We start from the raw sequence: 16537 nt of genomic DNA, 5'->3' as shown, positions 1-16537 counted from the left end.
GCGCGGAAGCTCTGGAAAGCCCTATTGCGAGCCGACCGGCTCAAGCCGGAGGCGGCGTATCTCTATCGCGGGGCAGCGGTCCATGACGACCTTCAATCCTGCCGCCTCGGCGCGGGCGGCGGCGGCTTCGTTCACCACCGCCAACTGCATCCAGACCGCCTTCGCGCCCGCCGCTATGGCGTCGTCCACCGCTTCGCCCGCTGCCTCGCTGCGGCGGAAGATGTCGACCATGTCGATGGGCACGCCGATGTCGGACAGTCTGGCCCAGACGAACTCGCCATGCACATGCTCGCCCGCGATCTGCGGATTGACCGGCAGCACGCGATAGCCATGGTCCTGAAGGGTCTTCATCACGCCATAGCTTGGCCGATCGGGCCGGTCGGAGATGCCGACAAGAGCGATGGTGCGGGTTTCGTTCAGCAGATCGGCGATATCCTGGTCGGCGGTAAGCGGCATGCGGCGGTCCTTCCTGTTGCTGGGACATGGGAAGGACGCGGGAGGGGCGCAAGCCGTTCCATCGACATGATGGCGCGGGGTGCGTGCAGGGGTGGCTGGACCCTACGCCCCTTCCTCCGTCATGCTGAAACGAGTTCAGCATGACGATGGGGGATGGGCTGTCCTGCTGTTCGGTCGTGCAGCCTTGCCGCCAACCCCGTCATCCCAGCGAAGGCTGGGATCGCAGGCGATAGGGCGCGGCTTAGCCTCACGAGATCCCAGCTTTTGCTGGGATGACGAGAGAAGAGGGCGGGACGACGGAAGAAGGGATGTCAGCGCCCGCCCCGCAACCATGCCGCCACCTTCTCCGCAATGGCGCGGAAGGGCGCGCCGTGCGCGTCGTCGCCCGCTGCCGGGGGATCGCCAGCGTCGGACCGGCGGCGAATGTCGATGGCCAGCGGGATGCGGCCCAGGAAGGGCATGCCCATCTCCCCGGCGGCGGCTTCCGCGCCGCCCTGGCCGAAGGGGTCCGACACCTCCCCGCAATGGGGGCAGGCATAGCCCGCCATATTCTCGACAAGGCCGATCATCGGCACCTGCGTCTGTTCGAACAGGCTGACGGCGCGGATGGCGTCGATCAGCGCCAGGTCCTGCGGCGTGGAGACGATGACGGCGCCGACCGGCTTGTGCTTCTGCACCATCGACAATTGCACGTCCCCGGTGCCCGGCGGCATGTCGACGATCAGCAATTCCATGTCGCCCCAATCGGCCTCGATCAACTGGGCCAGGGCATTGCCCGCCATCGGCCCGCGCCAGGCCAGCGCCTTGCCCGGCTCCACCAGATGCCCCATGGACAGCATCGGAACGCCGAAGGGGCTTTGCACCGGAACGAGCTGCTTGTCCCTGGCCTGCGGCTTCCTGTCCTCGCTGCCCATCAGCCGCGCCTGCGACGGGCCGTAAATGTCCGCGTCGACCAGCCCGACCTTCACCCCCAGCCTTTGCAGCGCGACGGCGAGATTGGCCGACAGGGTCGATTTGCCCACCCCGCCCTTGCCCGACGCGACCGCGACGATCTTCAACGGCCTGCGCTCGGCGGTCATGGCGATGCGCACGTCGTCGACGCCCGGCACGGTCAGCGCGCCTTCGCGGATCGCGGCGGCCACGGCGTCGCGCTGCTCGCGCGACAGGCCCGCCACGTCCAGCGCCAGCGACATCACCCCGTCCTTGAGGCGCGGCGCGCTGGCGCGGCCGTCGGTCAGCGTTTTCAGGCGGGCGGCGAAATCTTCGAGCTGGGTCATGGCAGGCCATCTAGGGACTTTCCCCGTCCGGCGAAACCGGCAGGGGGCCGTTTTTCTTGGCCGCCGACATCATTCGAAACAATAATCGTTGCGAAGGGCACTGTTTTTCGCCGGAGAGCCTACCTATAGAGGGGGCATGAAGAGATTTTTCGGGTGGATGCCGGGCATAGCGAGCGCCATGGCCCAGGGTCCGTGGGGCGGCAAGAGCGACGGGCCGGACGGCAATGACGGCCAGGGCAGGGACGGCGACGGCAAGGGGAGCGACGGACCGCGCAACCCCTGGACCCAGCCGGGCCGCCCCGGCGCCAAGGGCCCTTCCGCGATCGAGGAACTGCTCCGCCGCAGCAAGGAGAGCTTCGGCCAGGGCGGGGGCGGCTTCGGCAATCTGCCGCCGCGCCCCTCCGGCAAGGCGCTGTGGCCGGCCGCCATCGGCATATTGGTGGTGCTGTGGCTGGTCCTGACCTGCTTCCACCGCGTCGGCCCGCAGGAGCGCGGCGTCGTCACCCTGCTCGGCAAGTACAGCCGCACCCTATCCCCCGGCATCAGCCTGACGCTGCCCGCCCCGCTGGAAAATGTGACGACCGTCGATGTCGAGGAAATCCGCACCATCGACATCGGCTCGACGCGGGCGGAGAGCGAGAATCTGGTGCTGACCGGCGACCAGAACATCATCGACCTCGCCTATTCGGTGCGCTGGAACATCCGCAGCCCGGAACTATACCTGTTCCAGCTTTCCGACCCTGACTCCTCGGTGCGCGAAGTCGCCGAAAGCGCGATGCGCTCGGTCGTCGCCAGCGTCAGCCTGGAGGATGCGCTGGGCGCGGGCCGCACGGAGATCGAGCAGCAGGTCGAGCAGCGGATGCAGGAGATATTGGACGGCTACAGGTCGGGCATCCGCGTGCAGGGCGTCGCCATCAAGCAGGCCGATCCCCCAACCGCCGTCAACGACGCGTTCAAGGCCGTATCGGCAGCGCAGCAGACCGCCCAGACCTATCTCAACGAAGCCCGCGCCGCCGCGCAGCAGGTGACGGCGAAGGCGCAGGGCGAGGCCGCCGCCTTCGACAAGGTCTATGAGCAGTACAAGCTGTCGCCCGACGTCACCCGCCGCCGCATGTATTATGAAACCATGGAGGGTGTTCTGTCGAACGTCGACAAGACCATCGTCGAGGGCGGCAATGTCACGCCCTATCTGCCCCTTCCCGAACTCAGGCGCAGGGCACAGGGCGGCGCGCCGCAGGGCAGCGCGACCGTGGAGGGCCAGTGATGCAGAGCCTTGTCCGCCATCCCGTCGCGCTGGCGCTGCTGGCCATCGCCGCGCTGCTGCTGGTCGGCAGCACCATCGCCATCGTGCCCGAAACCAAGCAGGGCGTGATCGTGCGCTTCGGCGATCCCAAGAAGATCATCAACCGATACCGCCCGAACGAGGATTTCGGCAAGACCGGCGCGGGCGTCATCCTGCGCTGGCCGTTCATCGACCAGATCGTCTGGATCGACAAGCGCGTCCTGTCGGTGGAAATGGAGCGGCAGCAGGTGCTGTCCACCGATCAGCTGCGCTTGCAGGTCGACGCCTTCGCCCGTTACCGCATCGTCGATCCGCTGCGCATGTACATCGCGGCGGGCAGCGAGGAGCGGGTGTCGGACGCGCTCCGCCCGATCCTGGGTTCCGCGCTGCGCAACGAACTGGGCAAGCGGCCCTTCGCGGCGCTGCTCTCCCCCGAGCGGGGCCAAGTGATGGACAATATAGAGGCGGGCCTGAACCGCGTCGCCCGCCAATATGGCGCGCAGATCGTGGACGTCCGCATCAAGCGGGCCGACCTGCCCGACGGCGCGCCGCTGGAAAGCGCCTTCACCCGGATGCGGACGGCGCGGGAGCAGGAGGCGCTCACCATCCGCGCCCAGGGGGCCAAGCAGGCGCAGATCATCCGCGCCGAAGCGGACGCCAACGCCGCCCGCATCTATTCGGACAGCTTCGGCAAGGATGCGCAATTCTACGATTTTTATCGCGCCATGCAGGCCTATCGCTATACGTTCGCCCCGGATCGGCAGGGGTCGACCGCCATGGTCCTCTCCCGCGACAATGATTTCCTGAAACAGTTTCAGGGGCGTTGATTTCATTACGGAACCCGCGTCATTCAATGAGGGTTAAGACTAGACGGCGCATCCCGCTCATCGCAGAGTCCCGCCTTTCCTTCGCCAAGTTCATGAGAGGACCGTCACGAGTGCGTTACGCTTATGCCATTACCGGCGCCCTGCTGCTCGGCGGCACCGCCATCGCCGTTACCTCCAGCCCGAATGTCGGCGCCCAGGTCGCGCAGAATGAAGGCATGCAGGCAGCAGCTCCCGCCGGCGCCCCGGCCAGCCTGGCCGACATGGTCGAAAAGCTGCAACCGGCCGTGGTCAACATTTCCACCAAGCAGCGCGTGCAGGTGCAGAATCCCTTTGCCGGCACGCCGTTCGGCGACCTGTTCGGCGCTCCGGGCGGAAGGCCGCAGACGCGCCAGGCGCAATCGCTGGGGTCGGGCTTCATCATTTCGGCCGACGGCTATATCGTCACCAACAACCATGTGGTGTCCGCCGGCGCCGAAGGAGCCAGCGTCGATTCCATCACCGTCACCCTGACCAACAGCGAGGAATATCCGGCCAGGCTGGTGGGCCGCGATCCCGCGACCGACATCGCCGTGCTGAAGATCGAGCCGAAAAAGGCGCTGCCCTTCGTCAAGTTCGGCGACAGCACCAAGGCGCGCGTGGGCGACTGGGTGATCGCCATCGGCAACCCCTTCGCCCTGTCGGGCACGGTGACGGCGGGCATCATCTCCGCCGTGCATCGCGGCACCGGCGGCACATATGACAAGTTCATCCAGACCGACGCCTCGATCAACCAGGGCAATAGCGGCGGCCCGATGTTCGACATGCGCGGCAATGTGATCGGCATCAACAGCCAGATCCTTTCGCCCTCCGGCGGCAATGTCGGCATCGGCTTCGCCATCCCGTCGGAACAGGCCGCGCCCATCGTCGACACGCTGCGCAAGGGGCAGGCGGTCAAGCGCGGCTATCTGGGCATCCAGATCAGCCCGCTGGGCGAGGATCTGGCCGATTCGCTCGGCCTCGCCAAGAATCGCGGCGAATTCGTCCAGGGCGTGGAGCCGGGCAAGGGCGCGGACAAGGCCGGGATCAAGGCGGGCGACGTGATCGTCAGCGTCGCCGGCCAGGAAGTGACGCCGGACCAGAATCTCTCGTCCATCGTCGCTTCCCAACCCATCGGCTCGCGCGTGCCCATCGTGCTGCTGCGCAACGGGCAGCGGCAGACGGTGACGGCAGTGGTGGGCGAGCGTCCGTCGGAAGACGAACTCAACGCCTTCGCCCAGAGCCAGGATGAGGATTTCAGCCAGCAACCGAACAACCCGTCCAACAACGGGCAGGCCAGCCAGCAATCGCTGGGCATTTCGGCCATTCCGCTGACCTCCACCATTATCCGCCAACTCGGCATCGCCGCCGATACGCGGGGCATCGTGATCACCGCCGTCGACGGATCGACCGATGCGGGCGCCAAGGGCCTGCGCCGCGGCGATGTCATCATCACCGCGAACAACCGGCCCGTCGCGACCCAGGCGGACCTCGACGCGCAGGTGAAGGCGGTGTCGGCGCAGGGCCGCAGCGCGATCCTGCTTCAGGTGCTGCGGCGCGGCCAGCCCGCCGTGTTCCTGCCGGTGCGGCTGCGCGACAAATAAGGGCGCGCGACGCGCGACAGGCAAAGAACTGAAAACCAGCCGATCGTTACGGGTCGCGCTTGCCGGAAGCCCCGCCTCCCCTTTACAACGGGGCGGCAGACTCCGGTGGGCGCGGCCCGTCACCTTTTGGGAGAATGACGCGAGATGAGCGACGGCATTTTCATCGGCCTTGGCGCGCCGGACAAGGATGGCGGCATCCCGCAGACGCTGAACCTGCGCCGGGCCAATCGCCATGGGCTGATCGCGGGCGCGACCGGCACCGGCAAGACCGTGACGCTGCAGGGCATCGCCGAGAGCTTCTCGGCGCTGGGCGTCCCCGTCTTCCTCGCCGACGTGAAGGGCGACCTGTCGGGCATTTCCATGGCCGGTTCCCCCACCGCGAAAAATGCCGACAAGCTGGTCGCCCGCGCGCAGGAGATCGGCCTCGACAATTACAGCTATGCCGACAATCCCGCCATCTTCTGGGACTTGTACGGGCAGCAGGGCCATCCCGTCCGCACCACCGTCAGCGAGATGGGGCCGCTGCTCCTCTCCCGCCTGATGGGTCTCAACGAAACGCAGGAGGGGGTGCTTTCCATCGCCTTCAAATATGCCGACGAGCAGGGCCTGCTGCTGCTGGACCTGGGCGATCTGCAGGCGATGCTGGCCTATTGCGCGGAAAATGCCGACAGCCTGTCCGCCCAATATGGCAATGTGACCAAGGCCAGCGTCGGCGCGATCCAGCGGCAACTGCTCCAGTTGGAAAGCCAGGGCGGCGACCATTTCTTCGGCGAACCCGCGCTCGACATCCACGACATGCTGAAGGTGGATGAGAAGGGGCGCGGCTATGTCAACATCCTCGCCGCCGACAGGCTGATGCAGAGCCCGAAGCTCTACGCCACCTTCCTGCTCTGGCTGCTGTCCGAACTGTTTGAGACGCTGCCCGAAGTGGGCGATCCGGACAAGCCGGTGCTCGTCTTCTTCTTCGACGAAGCGCATCTGCTTTTCGACGACGCGCCCAAGGCGCTGACCGACAAGATCGAGCAGGTGGTGCGCCTGATCCGATCCAAGGGCGTGGGCGTCTATTTCGTGACGCAGAACCCCATCGACATTCCGGAGGATGTGGCGGGCCAGCTAGGCAACCGGGTCCAGCACGCGCTGCGCGCCTTCACCCCCCGCGACCAGAAGGCGATCAAGGCGGCGGCGGAAACATTCCGGATCAACCCGGATCTGAACGTCGAGACCGCCATCACCGAACTGAAGGTGGGCGAGGCCCTGGTATCGTTGTTGCAGGAGGACGGCTCGCCCGGCATCGTGCAGCGGACGCTGATCGCCCCGCCCCGCTCGCGCCTTGGCCCGCTGGACGCGAAGGAACGGGCGATCATCCAGTCGATTTCGCCCTGCGCGGGCAAATATGACGCGACCGTCGACCGCGAGTCCGCCGAGGAGATATTGGCGGCGCGGGGTCAGGCCGCCGCAGCCGCCGCGCAGGCCGCCAAGGCGCAGGCCGAAGCCGACAAGGCCGCCGCCGCCCAGGCCAAGGTGGAGGCGAAGCAGCGTGAGGCCCAGCTCAAGGAACAGGCCCGGCAGGAAGCCGCCGCCGCCCGTGAAGCCGCCAAGCCGTCCGGTTTCGACAAGGCGATCCAGTCCGCCACCCGATCCGCCGCGTCGTCGGTCGGGCGTCAGGTCGCCAATGAACTGGGCCGCGCCGTGTTCGGCGGGTCCAGCCGCAGGTCGGGCGGAATCGCGGGCCAACTGGTGCGCGGCATATTGGGCAGCCTGTTCAAATAAGCGGAGGGGAGAAAAGCCATGCGAAAGACGATCATCTGCATCCTGGGCCTGGCGTCGGCGGGCCTGACGCTCCCCGTCCATGCGCAGGCCCTCCATGCGCAGAATCGGCGCGACCTGCACCGCGCCGTGGACGCCGCCATCGCCAGCGACATCGCCCGCGACCGCCAGGCCGAACGCGACGCGAAGCGCCAGCCCTATGTCTCCCCCGGCTATGGCACGATCCGCACCGCCGCGGCGGCGCGCAACGCCTGCGCTGCCAAGGCGCGGGAAGAGGCCGGGCCGGGCGCGAAGATATTGGGCCGCGTCGCCGCCAGCACCATGTCCACCGGCTGGGAAGTGGAAGGCGAAGTCTCCGGCGGCCGGGGGTCGGTGCCCTTCGTCTGCTCGGTGCGGAATGGGTCGGTCAGCGGGATCATGCTGCACGCGCCGGATTGAGGGGGTTGGGGAGGGAAGCCGTCATTCCTCCTTCCGTCACCCCGGACTTGATCCGGGGTCCCGCTTTTCCCTCTACACTGCCTCGTCCAAGGCAGCGGGACCCCGGATCAAGTCCGGGGTGACGGAAACTGATGTCCGCAACGGGCCAATAACGACCACCCCCCCACATCACCAATCCTCCGCCCCACCCTAAAAGCCAAACCTTCCCCGCCCCAAATATTGCTGCGCCTTTTCTCTACTCGCTCGGTTGCGAAACCCGCTGCGCAGGCGCTAAAGGAGGGGGCCATGCACAGCCCCTCCATTCCCCGCCACCCCCTGCGCTTCGGCAATTTCCGCGCCTATCTGCTGGGCCGGCTGACGGCGGTGCTGGCGCAATATGGCATGATGATCGTGCTGGCGTGGCAGGCCTATAATGTAGCCCGCGAAACCATGAGCACCGGGGCCGCCGCCGCCCAGCTTGGGCTGATCGGCCTGGCGCAGTTCCTGCCGCTCTTCTTCCTGACGCCCGTGACCGGGTGGGTGGCGGACCATTTCGACCGCCGCATGATCACCCGCTTCACCCTGCTGCTGCTGGTGCTGGCGTCGGGCACGCTGGCCTTCGCCACCTATGAGGGCTGGGTCAGCCTGCCGCTGATCTTCGGCATCGCCGCCATCGTCGGCGTCGCCCGCGCCTTCAACGGGCCGGCCTACAGCGCGCTCGCCCCCAATCTGGTGCCCCGCGAAGTGCTGCCCAACGCCATCGCCATTTCCAGCGTCGTCTGGCAGGCGGGCATGATCGCCGGGCCGGCGCTGGGCGGCTATGCCTATGCGGCGCAGCCCTGGGGCGCCTATGCGCTGGCGTCGGGCCTGTTCGCCGTCGCCCTGCTCTGCATGCTGCTGATCGGCCCGGTGCCGCAGCCGCCCCGCGACACCAGCCGCCATCCCGTGCGCCAGATGATCGACGGCCTGACCTATGTCCGCACCAACCGGCTGGTGCTGGCCACCATCACGCTGGACCTGTTCGCGGTGCTGCTGGCGGGCGCGACCGCGCTGCTGCCCGTCTATGCCCGCGACATATTGCATGTGGGGTCAGCAGGCCTGGGCCATCTCGCCGCATCGCCCGGCATCGGCGCGGGCGCCACGGCCCTCTTCTTTTCCTTCCGGCCGATGAGGACGGAGGTGGGCCTGAAAATGCTGGGCGCGGTCGTCCTGTTCAGCATCGCCACCATCATCTTCGGCTCCACCGCCTTCCTGCCCCGCGCCATTGCGCCGGAGGTCGGCATTGCGGCGCTGGTCCTGCTGGGATCGGCCGACATGGTGTCGGTCTATGTCCGGCAGTCGCTGATCCAGCTTCACACGCCGGACGAGATGCGCGGCCGCGTGTCCAGCCTGTCGCAGCTCACCATTTCCGCCTCCAACGAACTGGGGGAGGCGGAATCCGGCTTCCTCGCGGCGCTGGTCGGCCCGGTCGCGGCGGTGATCGGCGGCGGGATCGGCGCCATCGCGATAACCCTGATCTGGGCGAAGCTCTTTCCAGAACTCCGTCTTGCTCGTACCTTCGACCCACCCGAAACAAGGGCGGCCGAGTCCACGCAGGAGCCAAAATCCATTCAGGAGATAGCGCAATGAAGGCATCCAGCATCTTGGAAACCATCGGCAACACGCCGCATATCCGCGTAAACCGGCTGTTCGGGGACGCGCCAAAAGGCACGGAAGTGTGGATCAAGTCCGAACGGTCCAACCCCGGCGGGTCGATCAAGGACCGAATCGCCCTGTCGATGATCGAGGCGGCAGAGGCGTCGGGCGACCTGAAGCCCGGCGGCACCATCATAGAGCCGACATCCGGCAATACCGGCGTCGGCCTGGCCATGGTGGCGGCGGTCAAGGGATACAGGCTGATCCTGGTCATGCCCGAAAGCATGAGCCTGGAGCGCCGCCGGCTGATGCTGGCCTATGGCGCCAGTTTCGACCTGACGCCGCGGGAAAAGGGCATGAAGGGCGCGATCGAGCGCGCGCTGGAACTGGTCGAGCAGACGCCCAACAGCTGGATGCCCCAGCAGTTCGAGAACCCCGCCAATATCGACGTCCATGTCCGCACCACGGCGCAGGAGATCGCCACCGACTTCGCCGACGCGCCGCTCGACGCGCTGATCACCGGCGTCGGCACCGGCGGCCACATCACCGGCGTGGCGCAGGTGCTGAAATCGCTCTGGCCCCATCTCAAGGTCTATGCGGTCGAACCGACCCTGTCCCATGTCATCAGCGGCGGCCAGCCCGGCCCGCACCCGATCCAGGGCATCGGCGCGGGCTTCATCCCCGCCAACCTGCACACCCAGTTGCTGGACGGCGTGATCCAGGTCGATCCGGCCGACGCCAAGGAGTTTGCCCGCCGCGCCGCGCGGGAGGAAGGCGTGCTGGTGGGCATATCCTCCGGCGCGACGCTGGCCGCCATTGCCCAGAAGCTGCCGGAACTGCCGGCGGGCAGCCGCGTTCTGGGCTTCAACTATGACACCGGCGAACGCTATCTGTCGGTGCCCGATTTCCTGCCCGAATAAGGCCGGACGCAGGCAAGAGCCGGAACGGGCATGAGCGACGCACATCTCGGCATCCAGCCGCATCGTTCGATGTGGCTGCTCTGGCTCCTGCTGTTCGTCGGCCTGCCCGCCCTGGTCGCCGCGTGGGAGGCGCGGGTGCCACCGGGCAAGGCGCGCCTGGAGGCGGTCGCCGCCGCCCGGTTCAGGCGTCCCGCGACGCCTCCGCCGGCGGTTGCCCCGGTGGAGGTCTATGCCCTGGAGCGCGACCAGGCGCGGGCGCTGAACGCCGCCATTCCCTTCTCCCGCCTGCCCAATCCGGCGGCGCGGCCATTCATCTTCTCAGGATCGCCCGTCGACCTTGCCCGCGCCACGGACTGCCTGGCCGCCGCGCAGCTTTACGAGGCGGGCGACGATGCCGTGGGCGAGCGGGCCGTCGCGCAGGTGGTGCTGAACCGCGTGCGGCATCCCGCCTTTCCCAAGACGGTCTGCGGCGTCGTCTTCCAGGGACAGGAACGGGCGACGGGGTGCCAGTTCACCTTCACCTGCGACGGCGCGCTCGCCCGCGCCCCGACCCAGGCGGCCTGGGAAAGGGCGCGGGACATCGCCCGGTCGGCGCTGGCGGGCAAGGTCTACAGGCCGGTCGGCTACGCCACCCATTATCACACCGACTGGGTGGTTCCCTATTGGAGCGGCAGCCTGGACAAGATCGCGTCGGTCGGCACTCATCTCTTCTTCCGCTGGCGGGGCTGGTGGGGCACGCCCCCCGCCTTCCGCCGCGCTGGCGAGAGCGGCGAGCCGCTGGTGCAGCGCATCGCGCGCTTGTCCGCCGCGCATCAGGGCGATCCGGCCGCGCCTGCCGGCCCGACGCCGCTCATCCTGGCCGGCGGCACGGTGACCGATCTCGCCGCCAGGCCGCAACAGATGATCGGGGCGGATTCGCTGGGCCGGACGATGGCGGGCGTGCGGCTGATCGCCATCGCGCCGGGGGCCAGGAGCTTCCTGGTCGAACTGGGGCGCACCGCCTCGCCCGACAATTGGCCGGCCATGGCCCAGACCTTTTGCGCCGGGCGACCGGAATGTCGGATCATGGCCTGGCGGACAGGGACTGCGCCGGGCGGCCTGCCCTTGTCGGGCGACCAGATGGAAAGCATGGCCTTCGCCTATATCCACAACAGCGCCACGGGATTGCAGCGATCGCTCTGGAACTGCTTTCAGACGCCGCGGGCCAACAAGGATGAATGCATGCTCCAGCGCAATCCCAGGACGTCGGCCTCCACGCCGCCCGCCACCGCCCCGGAACTGGCGGGCGTGCGCCGGAAGGAACGCTTCGAAGTGGTGAAGATCGCGCCGCCCTCACCGGCGGTCACGGCGCCCACCCAACCGTGAAGGCGCGCCGCGTCGCGCCCTTTATTCCATGTCCTCGAACCCGCTCAGGCGCGGCAGCGCGCCGATGCGGGCGACCAGTTCGGACTGGCGGCTGCAATCCAGCTTCACATAGATATTCTTGATCTGCGTCCGCACCGTGTTGAGTGCGACGCCGCGTTCCTGCGACAATTCCTCCAGCCCCCGTCCCTGGCAAAGCGCCTCGGCCACCTCCGCCTCCGCCCTGGTGAGGCCGTATAGGGCGCGGATGCGGCTGGAAAGGCTCAGGTCGCGGTCGGCCGGATCGGTGACGATCGCGACGATCTGCCGTTCCGTGCCGACGCGCACTGCGGCGATCGACAGCACATAGGGCAGGCCCCGTTCGCGATGGACGAAAATCGCGCTTGCCTGCCCGCCCTGGCGCGCGGCCGCGGCGCGGAAGGCCGCCTGCAACGCTTCGTCGTCGCGGGGGTCGAGCGCCTTCAACTGCCGTTGGCGCAGGCCGAGCGCATCGCCCCGGCGCAGCAGCGCGTCCGCCAGGCGGTTGCAGTCGATCAACGCGCCGTTGGGACGCAGGGTGAAGACGGCGTGGCCCACCATGTCGAGCGTCGCGTGCAGCGAACGGCCATGATGACGGGCGCGGTCCAGCTTGCTGCGGATCGCGAACATGCGGCCGATATGACCGATATTGTCCTGCATCGCCCGCACCTCGCCCTCGCTGAAGGGCTTTTGCGCTCGGCCCCGGTGCAGGCCGATATGGCCGGTCGTCCCGTCCTTCTGGATCACGCCGCCCAGGCAATGGAAAGTGTCGTCCCCCATGCCCCTGATCCACTCATTATAGATCCGGCTGTCCTCATAGGCCCGGATGGGCACAAGAGCCTCCACATTCCAGACGCGGTTGATCGCCTCCGCCCGGTCCAGCGCGACGCCCCAGATGTCGTCGCCCTGAAACTCCTCGTCGTAAAGCGCCATTTGCGCGTCGGAGAAATAGCCGGAATAGGAAATTTCCGCGACATGCTGGGGCGTGCGGCCCCAATGCAGGACGCCCGATCGCGCGCCGACCGCATCGGCCAGCGTCGCAGCCAGCCGATCGAACGCCTCATCGTCGGTCGCCGCGTCGTAGATTTCCTCCGTCCGGATCACAGCCTTGTCCATTCTCCCCGATTTCCCGATACGGGATATACGCAAGCGCGCCTCGCCGCATTGCACAAATCGGACATTCCCCATTCAAATCACTGGAAAAACCGATAAGGCTGCTGCCGTGCCGCGCCCCTTGCACCCCTCTCCCCGTCCTTCGACAGACGGCGGCTGGCCTCCGGTCCTTGTCCTGGCGGCGATCACCCTGCTGGTCCAGGGCGGCACGCTGATGTCGCTGGGCGTGCTCCTTCCCGGCATGGCGGCCATTTTCGGACAGGCAGGCGGCGGCATCACCATATTCCTGCTGGCGATGAGCCTGGCCAGCCTGACGGTCGGCTGGGCCTTGGGCAAGGCGGGGGTCCGCCCGGTGCTGCTGATCGGCATTCTGCTGAGCGCGGCGGGCTTCGCGCTTGCCGCCATGGCGCAGCAGCGGCCCGTCCTGATGGCGGGCATGGCGTTGTCGGGCCTTGGCGTCGGCGCATCGACCATCGTGCCCGGCATCGCCGTCATCACCCGGCATCATGTCGCGCGGCGCGGACTGGCGCTCGCCATCTTCCTGGGCGCCGCCGTCGCCGCAGGGGCGGCGGTGCCGCCCCTTGTCGGCGCGGCCATGACCTGCTGGACATGGCGCGCGGCCATGCTGCTCTGCGCCGCGGCGATCATGCTGGCCTGCCCTCCGCTGGTCCTGATCGTGCCCGGCGGGCGGGCGGATGTCGCGCCGGAACCGGCGGCGGGTCGGGACGCGCCATGGAAGGCGTTGGGCAGCGGGAATTTCCGTCGGATCCTGTTGGCCATGACCCTGTTGCAGCTTGCCATCAACGGCGTGCTGTTCGCGGCGGTAGACTGCCTGATGGCGCAGGGCCTGGGCCAGTCCGGCGCGGTCCTGGCCTATAGCAGCGCCAACCTGGTCGGCCTGCCCGCGCTGCTGGCGGGCGGCATGCTGGCCGACCGCATCGGCGCGCGGCGCAGCCTGATCGCCACGGCGCTGCTGCTGGCGGCGGGGACGATGGCATTGCTGGGGGCCGGCATGATGGGCATGGCCGGGGTCTGGCTGTTCGTCCTGCTCTGGGGCGTCGCCAGCGCGCTGCCCGGCCAGTCCGGATCGATGCTGCTGGCCGACGTCGTGGAGGAGGAGGCGTTCGCGCGCCTGCTGGGCCTCAACACCGCGGTGGTCAGCCTGCTGGGCGCGTTGGCGCCGCTCTGGACCGACCAGATGCGCGCTGCGGGCGGCGGCTATGGCCTGCCCATATCGGTCTATGCGGCGCTGGCGCTGGCCGCGGCGCCGCTCATCGCGTCGGTGCGTCCGTCAAAGGCCGATGCTGGCTGACAGGCCGACGGTGCGCGGCCGCTGCGTCATTTCGCGCAGGGGCGATCCGGTCGCCGGCACCAGTTCCGCATTGCGATAGAGCACCGTCCTGCTGTCCAGCAGATTGTCGGCGAAGGCGGACAGGCGCCATCCGTCCCGGCCGATGCTCAGGCGCAGGAACAGCAGGTCGCTTCCTTCGCCCGCATAGACGCGTGGATCATAGGCGGTGGACCGGGTCGAGGGCGCGCGGCGGAAACGTCCGGCATGCCGCCATTCGGTCCGGACGAACCCCTCCAGCCGTCCCGGCAGCGTGAAGCCATATTCCGCCGCCATCGTCCCCGACCAGCGCGGCACATAGGGAATGCGGTCCCCCGCAGCGACGATGCCCGCGCCCGGAGGTCCGACATCGCGGCGGAAGCGCGCATCGACGAAGCCCAGCGAAAAATCCAGCGCCAGCCGCCGCGACGGCTCGCTCCGCAACGCCAGCTCGACGCCCCGGTTGCGCGCCGCGCCCAGATTGTCGACATAGGAAAAGCCGCAATTGGGCAGGGTGACGGACTGCTGTATGCGTCGCCAGTCGATGCGGAAGGCGGCCAGCGACAGGCGAAGCCGCCGATCGGGCAATCCCGCCTTCACCCCCGCCTCGTAGCTCCAGAGCGAATCGGAGCCATAGCTGTCCGGCGCGGCGGCGCGGCCCAATGCGGAGAGATCGGCCGCGCAACCGTTCGCCGGCACCGCTCCATTGGTTCCCCCGCCGCGAAAACCCTTGCCCGCGCTCAGATAGACCAGGCTGTCGCCCCCCGGACGCCAGGACAGGGCGGCATGGGGGATGAGGGGCGTGTCGCTCTGGCGCCGGGGGCCGACCGCATTGCTGCCGCCGGCGAAAGGCCCCTCCGACATCAGGCGGAAGCGCAAGGGATTATGCGACAGCCGCAGGCCTCCCGTCACTTCCCAGCGCGGCGCGAAGGCCCAGCTCACCTGTCCGAAGGCCGCCAGGCTGCGCTCGCGGATCTGCTGCCGGCTGTGATAGCTCTGCCCGCCCGGCAGCAGCGGCAGGCCGAAAATCTCCTCGACCGACAGGCCCAGTTGCGATTGCGCCAGATCGGCGATCCCCGGTTCCACCACCCGCTGTTCCATGGCGATCCGCGAACGGCTGTAGAAAGCGCCGACGAGCCAGCGGACGGACGCCTGCGGATCGGCCGACGCGACGCGCAGTTCCTGCGTGAAAACCGCCTGGTCGACCGTCGTGCGGCTGTAGCTGCCGCCTGGGGTGCGGATGCCGGGGACCATGCCGCCCAGCACGATCTCCCCGAAAAAGCCGGAATAGTCCACGATCTGGCGGTTGCGGCGATCCAACCATGCGGTGACGCCGGTAAGCGTGGCGCCGCCCAGGTCCAGCCGCGCGGTGAGGCTGGGCAGAAGCAAGCGGTCGCGGCCCGGCTGGCGCAGGCTGGCGGACTGGCGGAAGGGGCCGAGGCTGCTTTCGTAAAAGGGCAGGTCGCCCCGCGCCGTTCTTTGGTAGAAAAGCGACGGCGTCAGCTCCAGACGCTCGCCCAGGGCCGCCTTCACGGCGAAACGCAGGCCCAGCGTCGCGTCATGATCGATATTCCGGGCCAGCAAAGCGCCGGAGGCGGGATCGAACCGATCGACGACGCCCGCGTCGCGGCGATGATAGGCGCTGATGCGCGCGCCGATCCGGCCGGGCACTATCGCGCCGCCCAACGCCGCCTGCACTTCGCGGCCAAGCCCCCCGCCCCTGACGGACGAAAGCTCCCCGCCGGCCCATGCATCCAGGCCTTCCAACTGGGGCTGCCGGGTCAGCGCGCGGATCGTTCCGCCCATGGAATCGGCGCCGAACAGCGTGCCCTGCGGGCCGCGCAGCACCTCCACGCGATCAAGGTCGAAACGGCGCAGGTCGGGATTGCCCGCCACCTCCAGCGACCGGATCTGGACAGGGACGTCATCGACATAGAGGCCGACCGTGGACGCGCCGATAGGGGAGAAGACGCCGCGCATGATCGGCTGCTGCGCGCCGAAGGCGCCGACCGTCGGCATGGCGAGATTGGGCACGACCCCCGCCAGATCCGCCAGCCGCGCAACGCCGCGCCGTTCCAGGTCGGTCGCATCGAGGCGGACGAGGCTGATCGGAACCGCGTCCTGCGCTTCGGCCACGCGGCGGGCCGTGACGAAGACGATCCGCCCCTGCGCGCCCTCGCCTTCATCCGCCTGCGCATGGGCAGGCGCCATGGCCAGCGCCGATACGCAGCACAGGCGGGCCCATTGCTTCACGGCAGGCGCGACGATGGCGGAAAGGGTTGAATGACGGCGGGAATCACCCCATCTCTCTACAACAACGACCCTTGGCGGCAACCAGCCAGAATCAAGCCGCCTGCCCCCTTCACAAAGGGGGACATGGGGCCTATATGCACCTTTCAAATCCGGTTCCGGCCTTGCCTTCGGGCAAGGGGGGAACCGTCCCCCGGATCGCCCGGGGACCGGCTTCGTTTAGCGCACGGAACCGGCGGGATTGGGCGAAAACGGCGGGTCACAGGA

At 68.2% G+C, this 16537-nt stretch carries 13 protein-coding genes; 9 read left to right on the top strand and 4 right to left on the bottom strand.

From position 1 onward, the window contains the following. Window positions 1-21 precede the first annotated feature (21 nt). A complete protein-coding gene (locus Sj15T_RS00995) occupies window positions 22-456 on the bottom strand; it encodes a CoA-binding protein (protein WP_013039495.1) in 435 nt (144 codons plus the stop codon). A gap of 311 nt (window positions 457-767) precedes the next feature. Continuing rightward, window positions 768-1733 carry an Mrp/NBP35 family ATP-binding protein gene (locus tag Sj15T_RS00990; RefSeq protein WP_013039494.1) on the bottom strand — a complete coding sequence of 322 codons (966 nt, stop codon included), beginning with the start codon at window positions 1731-1733 and terminating at the stop codon, window positions 768-770. A 136-nt stretch (window positions 1734-1869) separates the two neighbouring features. Between Sj15T_RS00990 and hflK the strand changes: the two genes are divergently transcribed. The 8 genes from hflK (at window position 1870) to Sj15T_RS00950 (ending at window position 11565) form a co-directional block, all read left to right on the top strand. Further along, on the top strand, window positions 1870-2997 hold the full coding sequence (gene hflK / locus Sj15T_RS00985) for an FtsH protease activity modulator HflK (protein WP_013039493.1): 1128 nt from the start codon (window positions 1870-1872) through the stop codon (window positions 2995-2997). Continuing rightward, window positions 2997-3842, top strand: coding sequence for a protease modulator HflC (locus Sj15T_RS00980; RefSeq protein ID WP_007687078.1), 846 nt, complete (start codon window positions 2997-2999; stop codon window positions 3840-3842). Before hflK ends, Sj15T_RS00980 begins: the two co-directional genes overlap by 1 nt. A 110-nt stretch (window positions 3843-3952) precedes the next feature. Continuing rightward, window positions 3953-5461, top strand: a complete 1509-nt coding sequence (locus Sj15T_RS00975; protein ID WP_013039492.1) for a Do family serine endopeptidase — start codon at window positions 3953-3955, stop codon at window positions 5459-5461. Window positions 5462-5605: 144 nt separating this feature from the next. Next, a complete protein-coding gene (locus Sj15T_RS00970; RefSeq protein WP_013039491.1) occupies window positions 5606-7231 on the top strand; it encodes a helicase HerA-like domain-containing protein in 1626 nt (541 codons plus the stop codon). A gap of 18 nt (window positions 7232-7249) precedes the next feature. Next, a complete protein-coding gene (locus tag Sj15T_RS00965) occupies window positions 7250-7666 on the top strand; it encodes a hypothetical protein (protein ID WP_013039490.1) in 417 nt (138 codons plus the stop codon). Between the two features lie 285 nt (window positions 7667-7951). Then, window positions 7952-9274, top strand: a complete 1323-nt coding sequence (locus Sj15T_RS00960) for an MFS transporter (RefSeq protein ID WP_013039489.1) — start codon at window positions 7952-7954, stop codon at window positions 9272-9274. Continuing rightward, complete coding sequence (cysK, locus tag Sj15T_RS00955) at window positions 9271-10200, top strand: cysteine synthase A (RefSeq protein ID WP_007687070.1); 930 nt, start codon at window positions 9271-9273, stop codon at window positions 10198-10200. Before Sj15T_RS00960 ends, cysK begins: the two co-directional genes overlap by 4 nt. A gap of 30 nt (window positions 10201-10230) precedes the next feature. After that, the gene (locus tag Sj15T_RS00950; protein ID WP_013039488.1) at window positions 10231-11565 is read left to right on the top strand and encodes a cell wall hydrolase; all 1335 of its coding nucleotides are present in this window, start codon (window positions 10231-10233) and stop codon (window positions 11563-11565) included. A gap of 21 nt (window positions 11566-11586) precedes the next feature. Here the strand turns inward: Sj15T_RS00950 and Sj15T_RS00945 are convergent, their stop codons facing one another. Further along, a complete protein-coding gene (locus tag Sj15T_RS00945) occupies window positions 11587-12696 on the bottom strand; it encodes a helix-turn-helix transcriptional regulator (RefSeq protein ID WP_020819095.1) in 1110 nt (369 codons plus the stop codon). A 106-nt stretch (window positions 12697-12802) separates the two neighbouring features. On the opposite strand from Sj15T_RS00945, the gene Sj15T_RS00940 reads away from it, so the two are divergent. Further along, on the top strand, window positions 12803-14005 hold the full coding sequence (locus Sj15T_RS00940) for an MFS transporter (RefSeq protein ID WP_013039486.1): 1203 nt from the start codon (window positions 12803-12805) through the stop codon (window positions 14003-14005). On the opposite strand, the gene Sj15T_RS00935 is transcribed toward Sj15T_RS00940, so the two are convergent. Then, window positions 13985-16273, bottom strand: coding sequence for a TonB-dependent receptor (locus tag Sj15T_RS00935; protein WP_253720687.1), 2289 nt, complete (start codon window positions 16271-16273; stop codon window positions 13985-13987). The two genes, Sj15T_RS00940 and Sj15T_RS00935, sit on opposite strands and share 21 nt — an antisense overlap. Between the last annotated feature and the right edge of the window lie 264 nt (window positions 16274-16537).

The organism is Sphingobium sp. TA15 (assembly GCF_037101235.1).
GTDB lineage: Bacteria > Pseudomonadota > Alphaproteobacteria > Sphingomonadales > Sphingomonadaceae > Sphingobium > Sphingobium indicum.
Note: the sequence above shows the minus strand (reverse complement) of the source record. Positions and strands in the feature narration are given on the sequence as shown.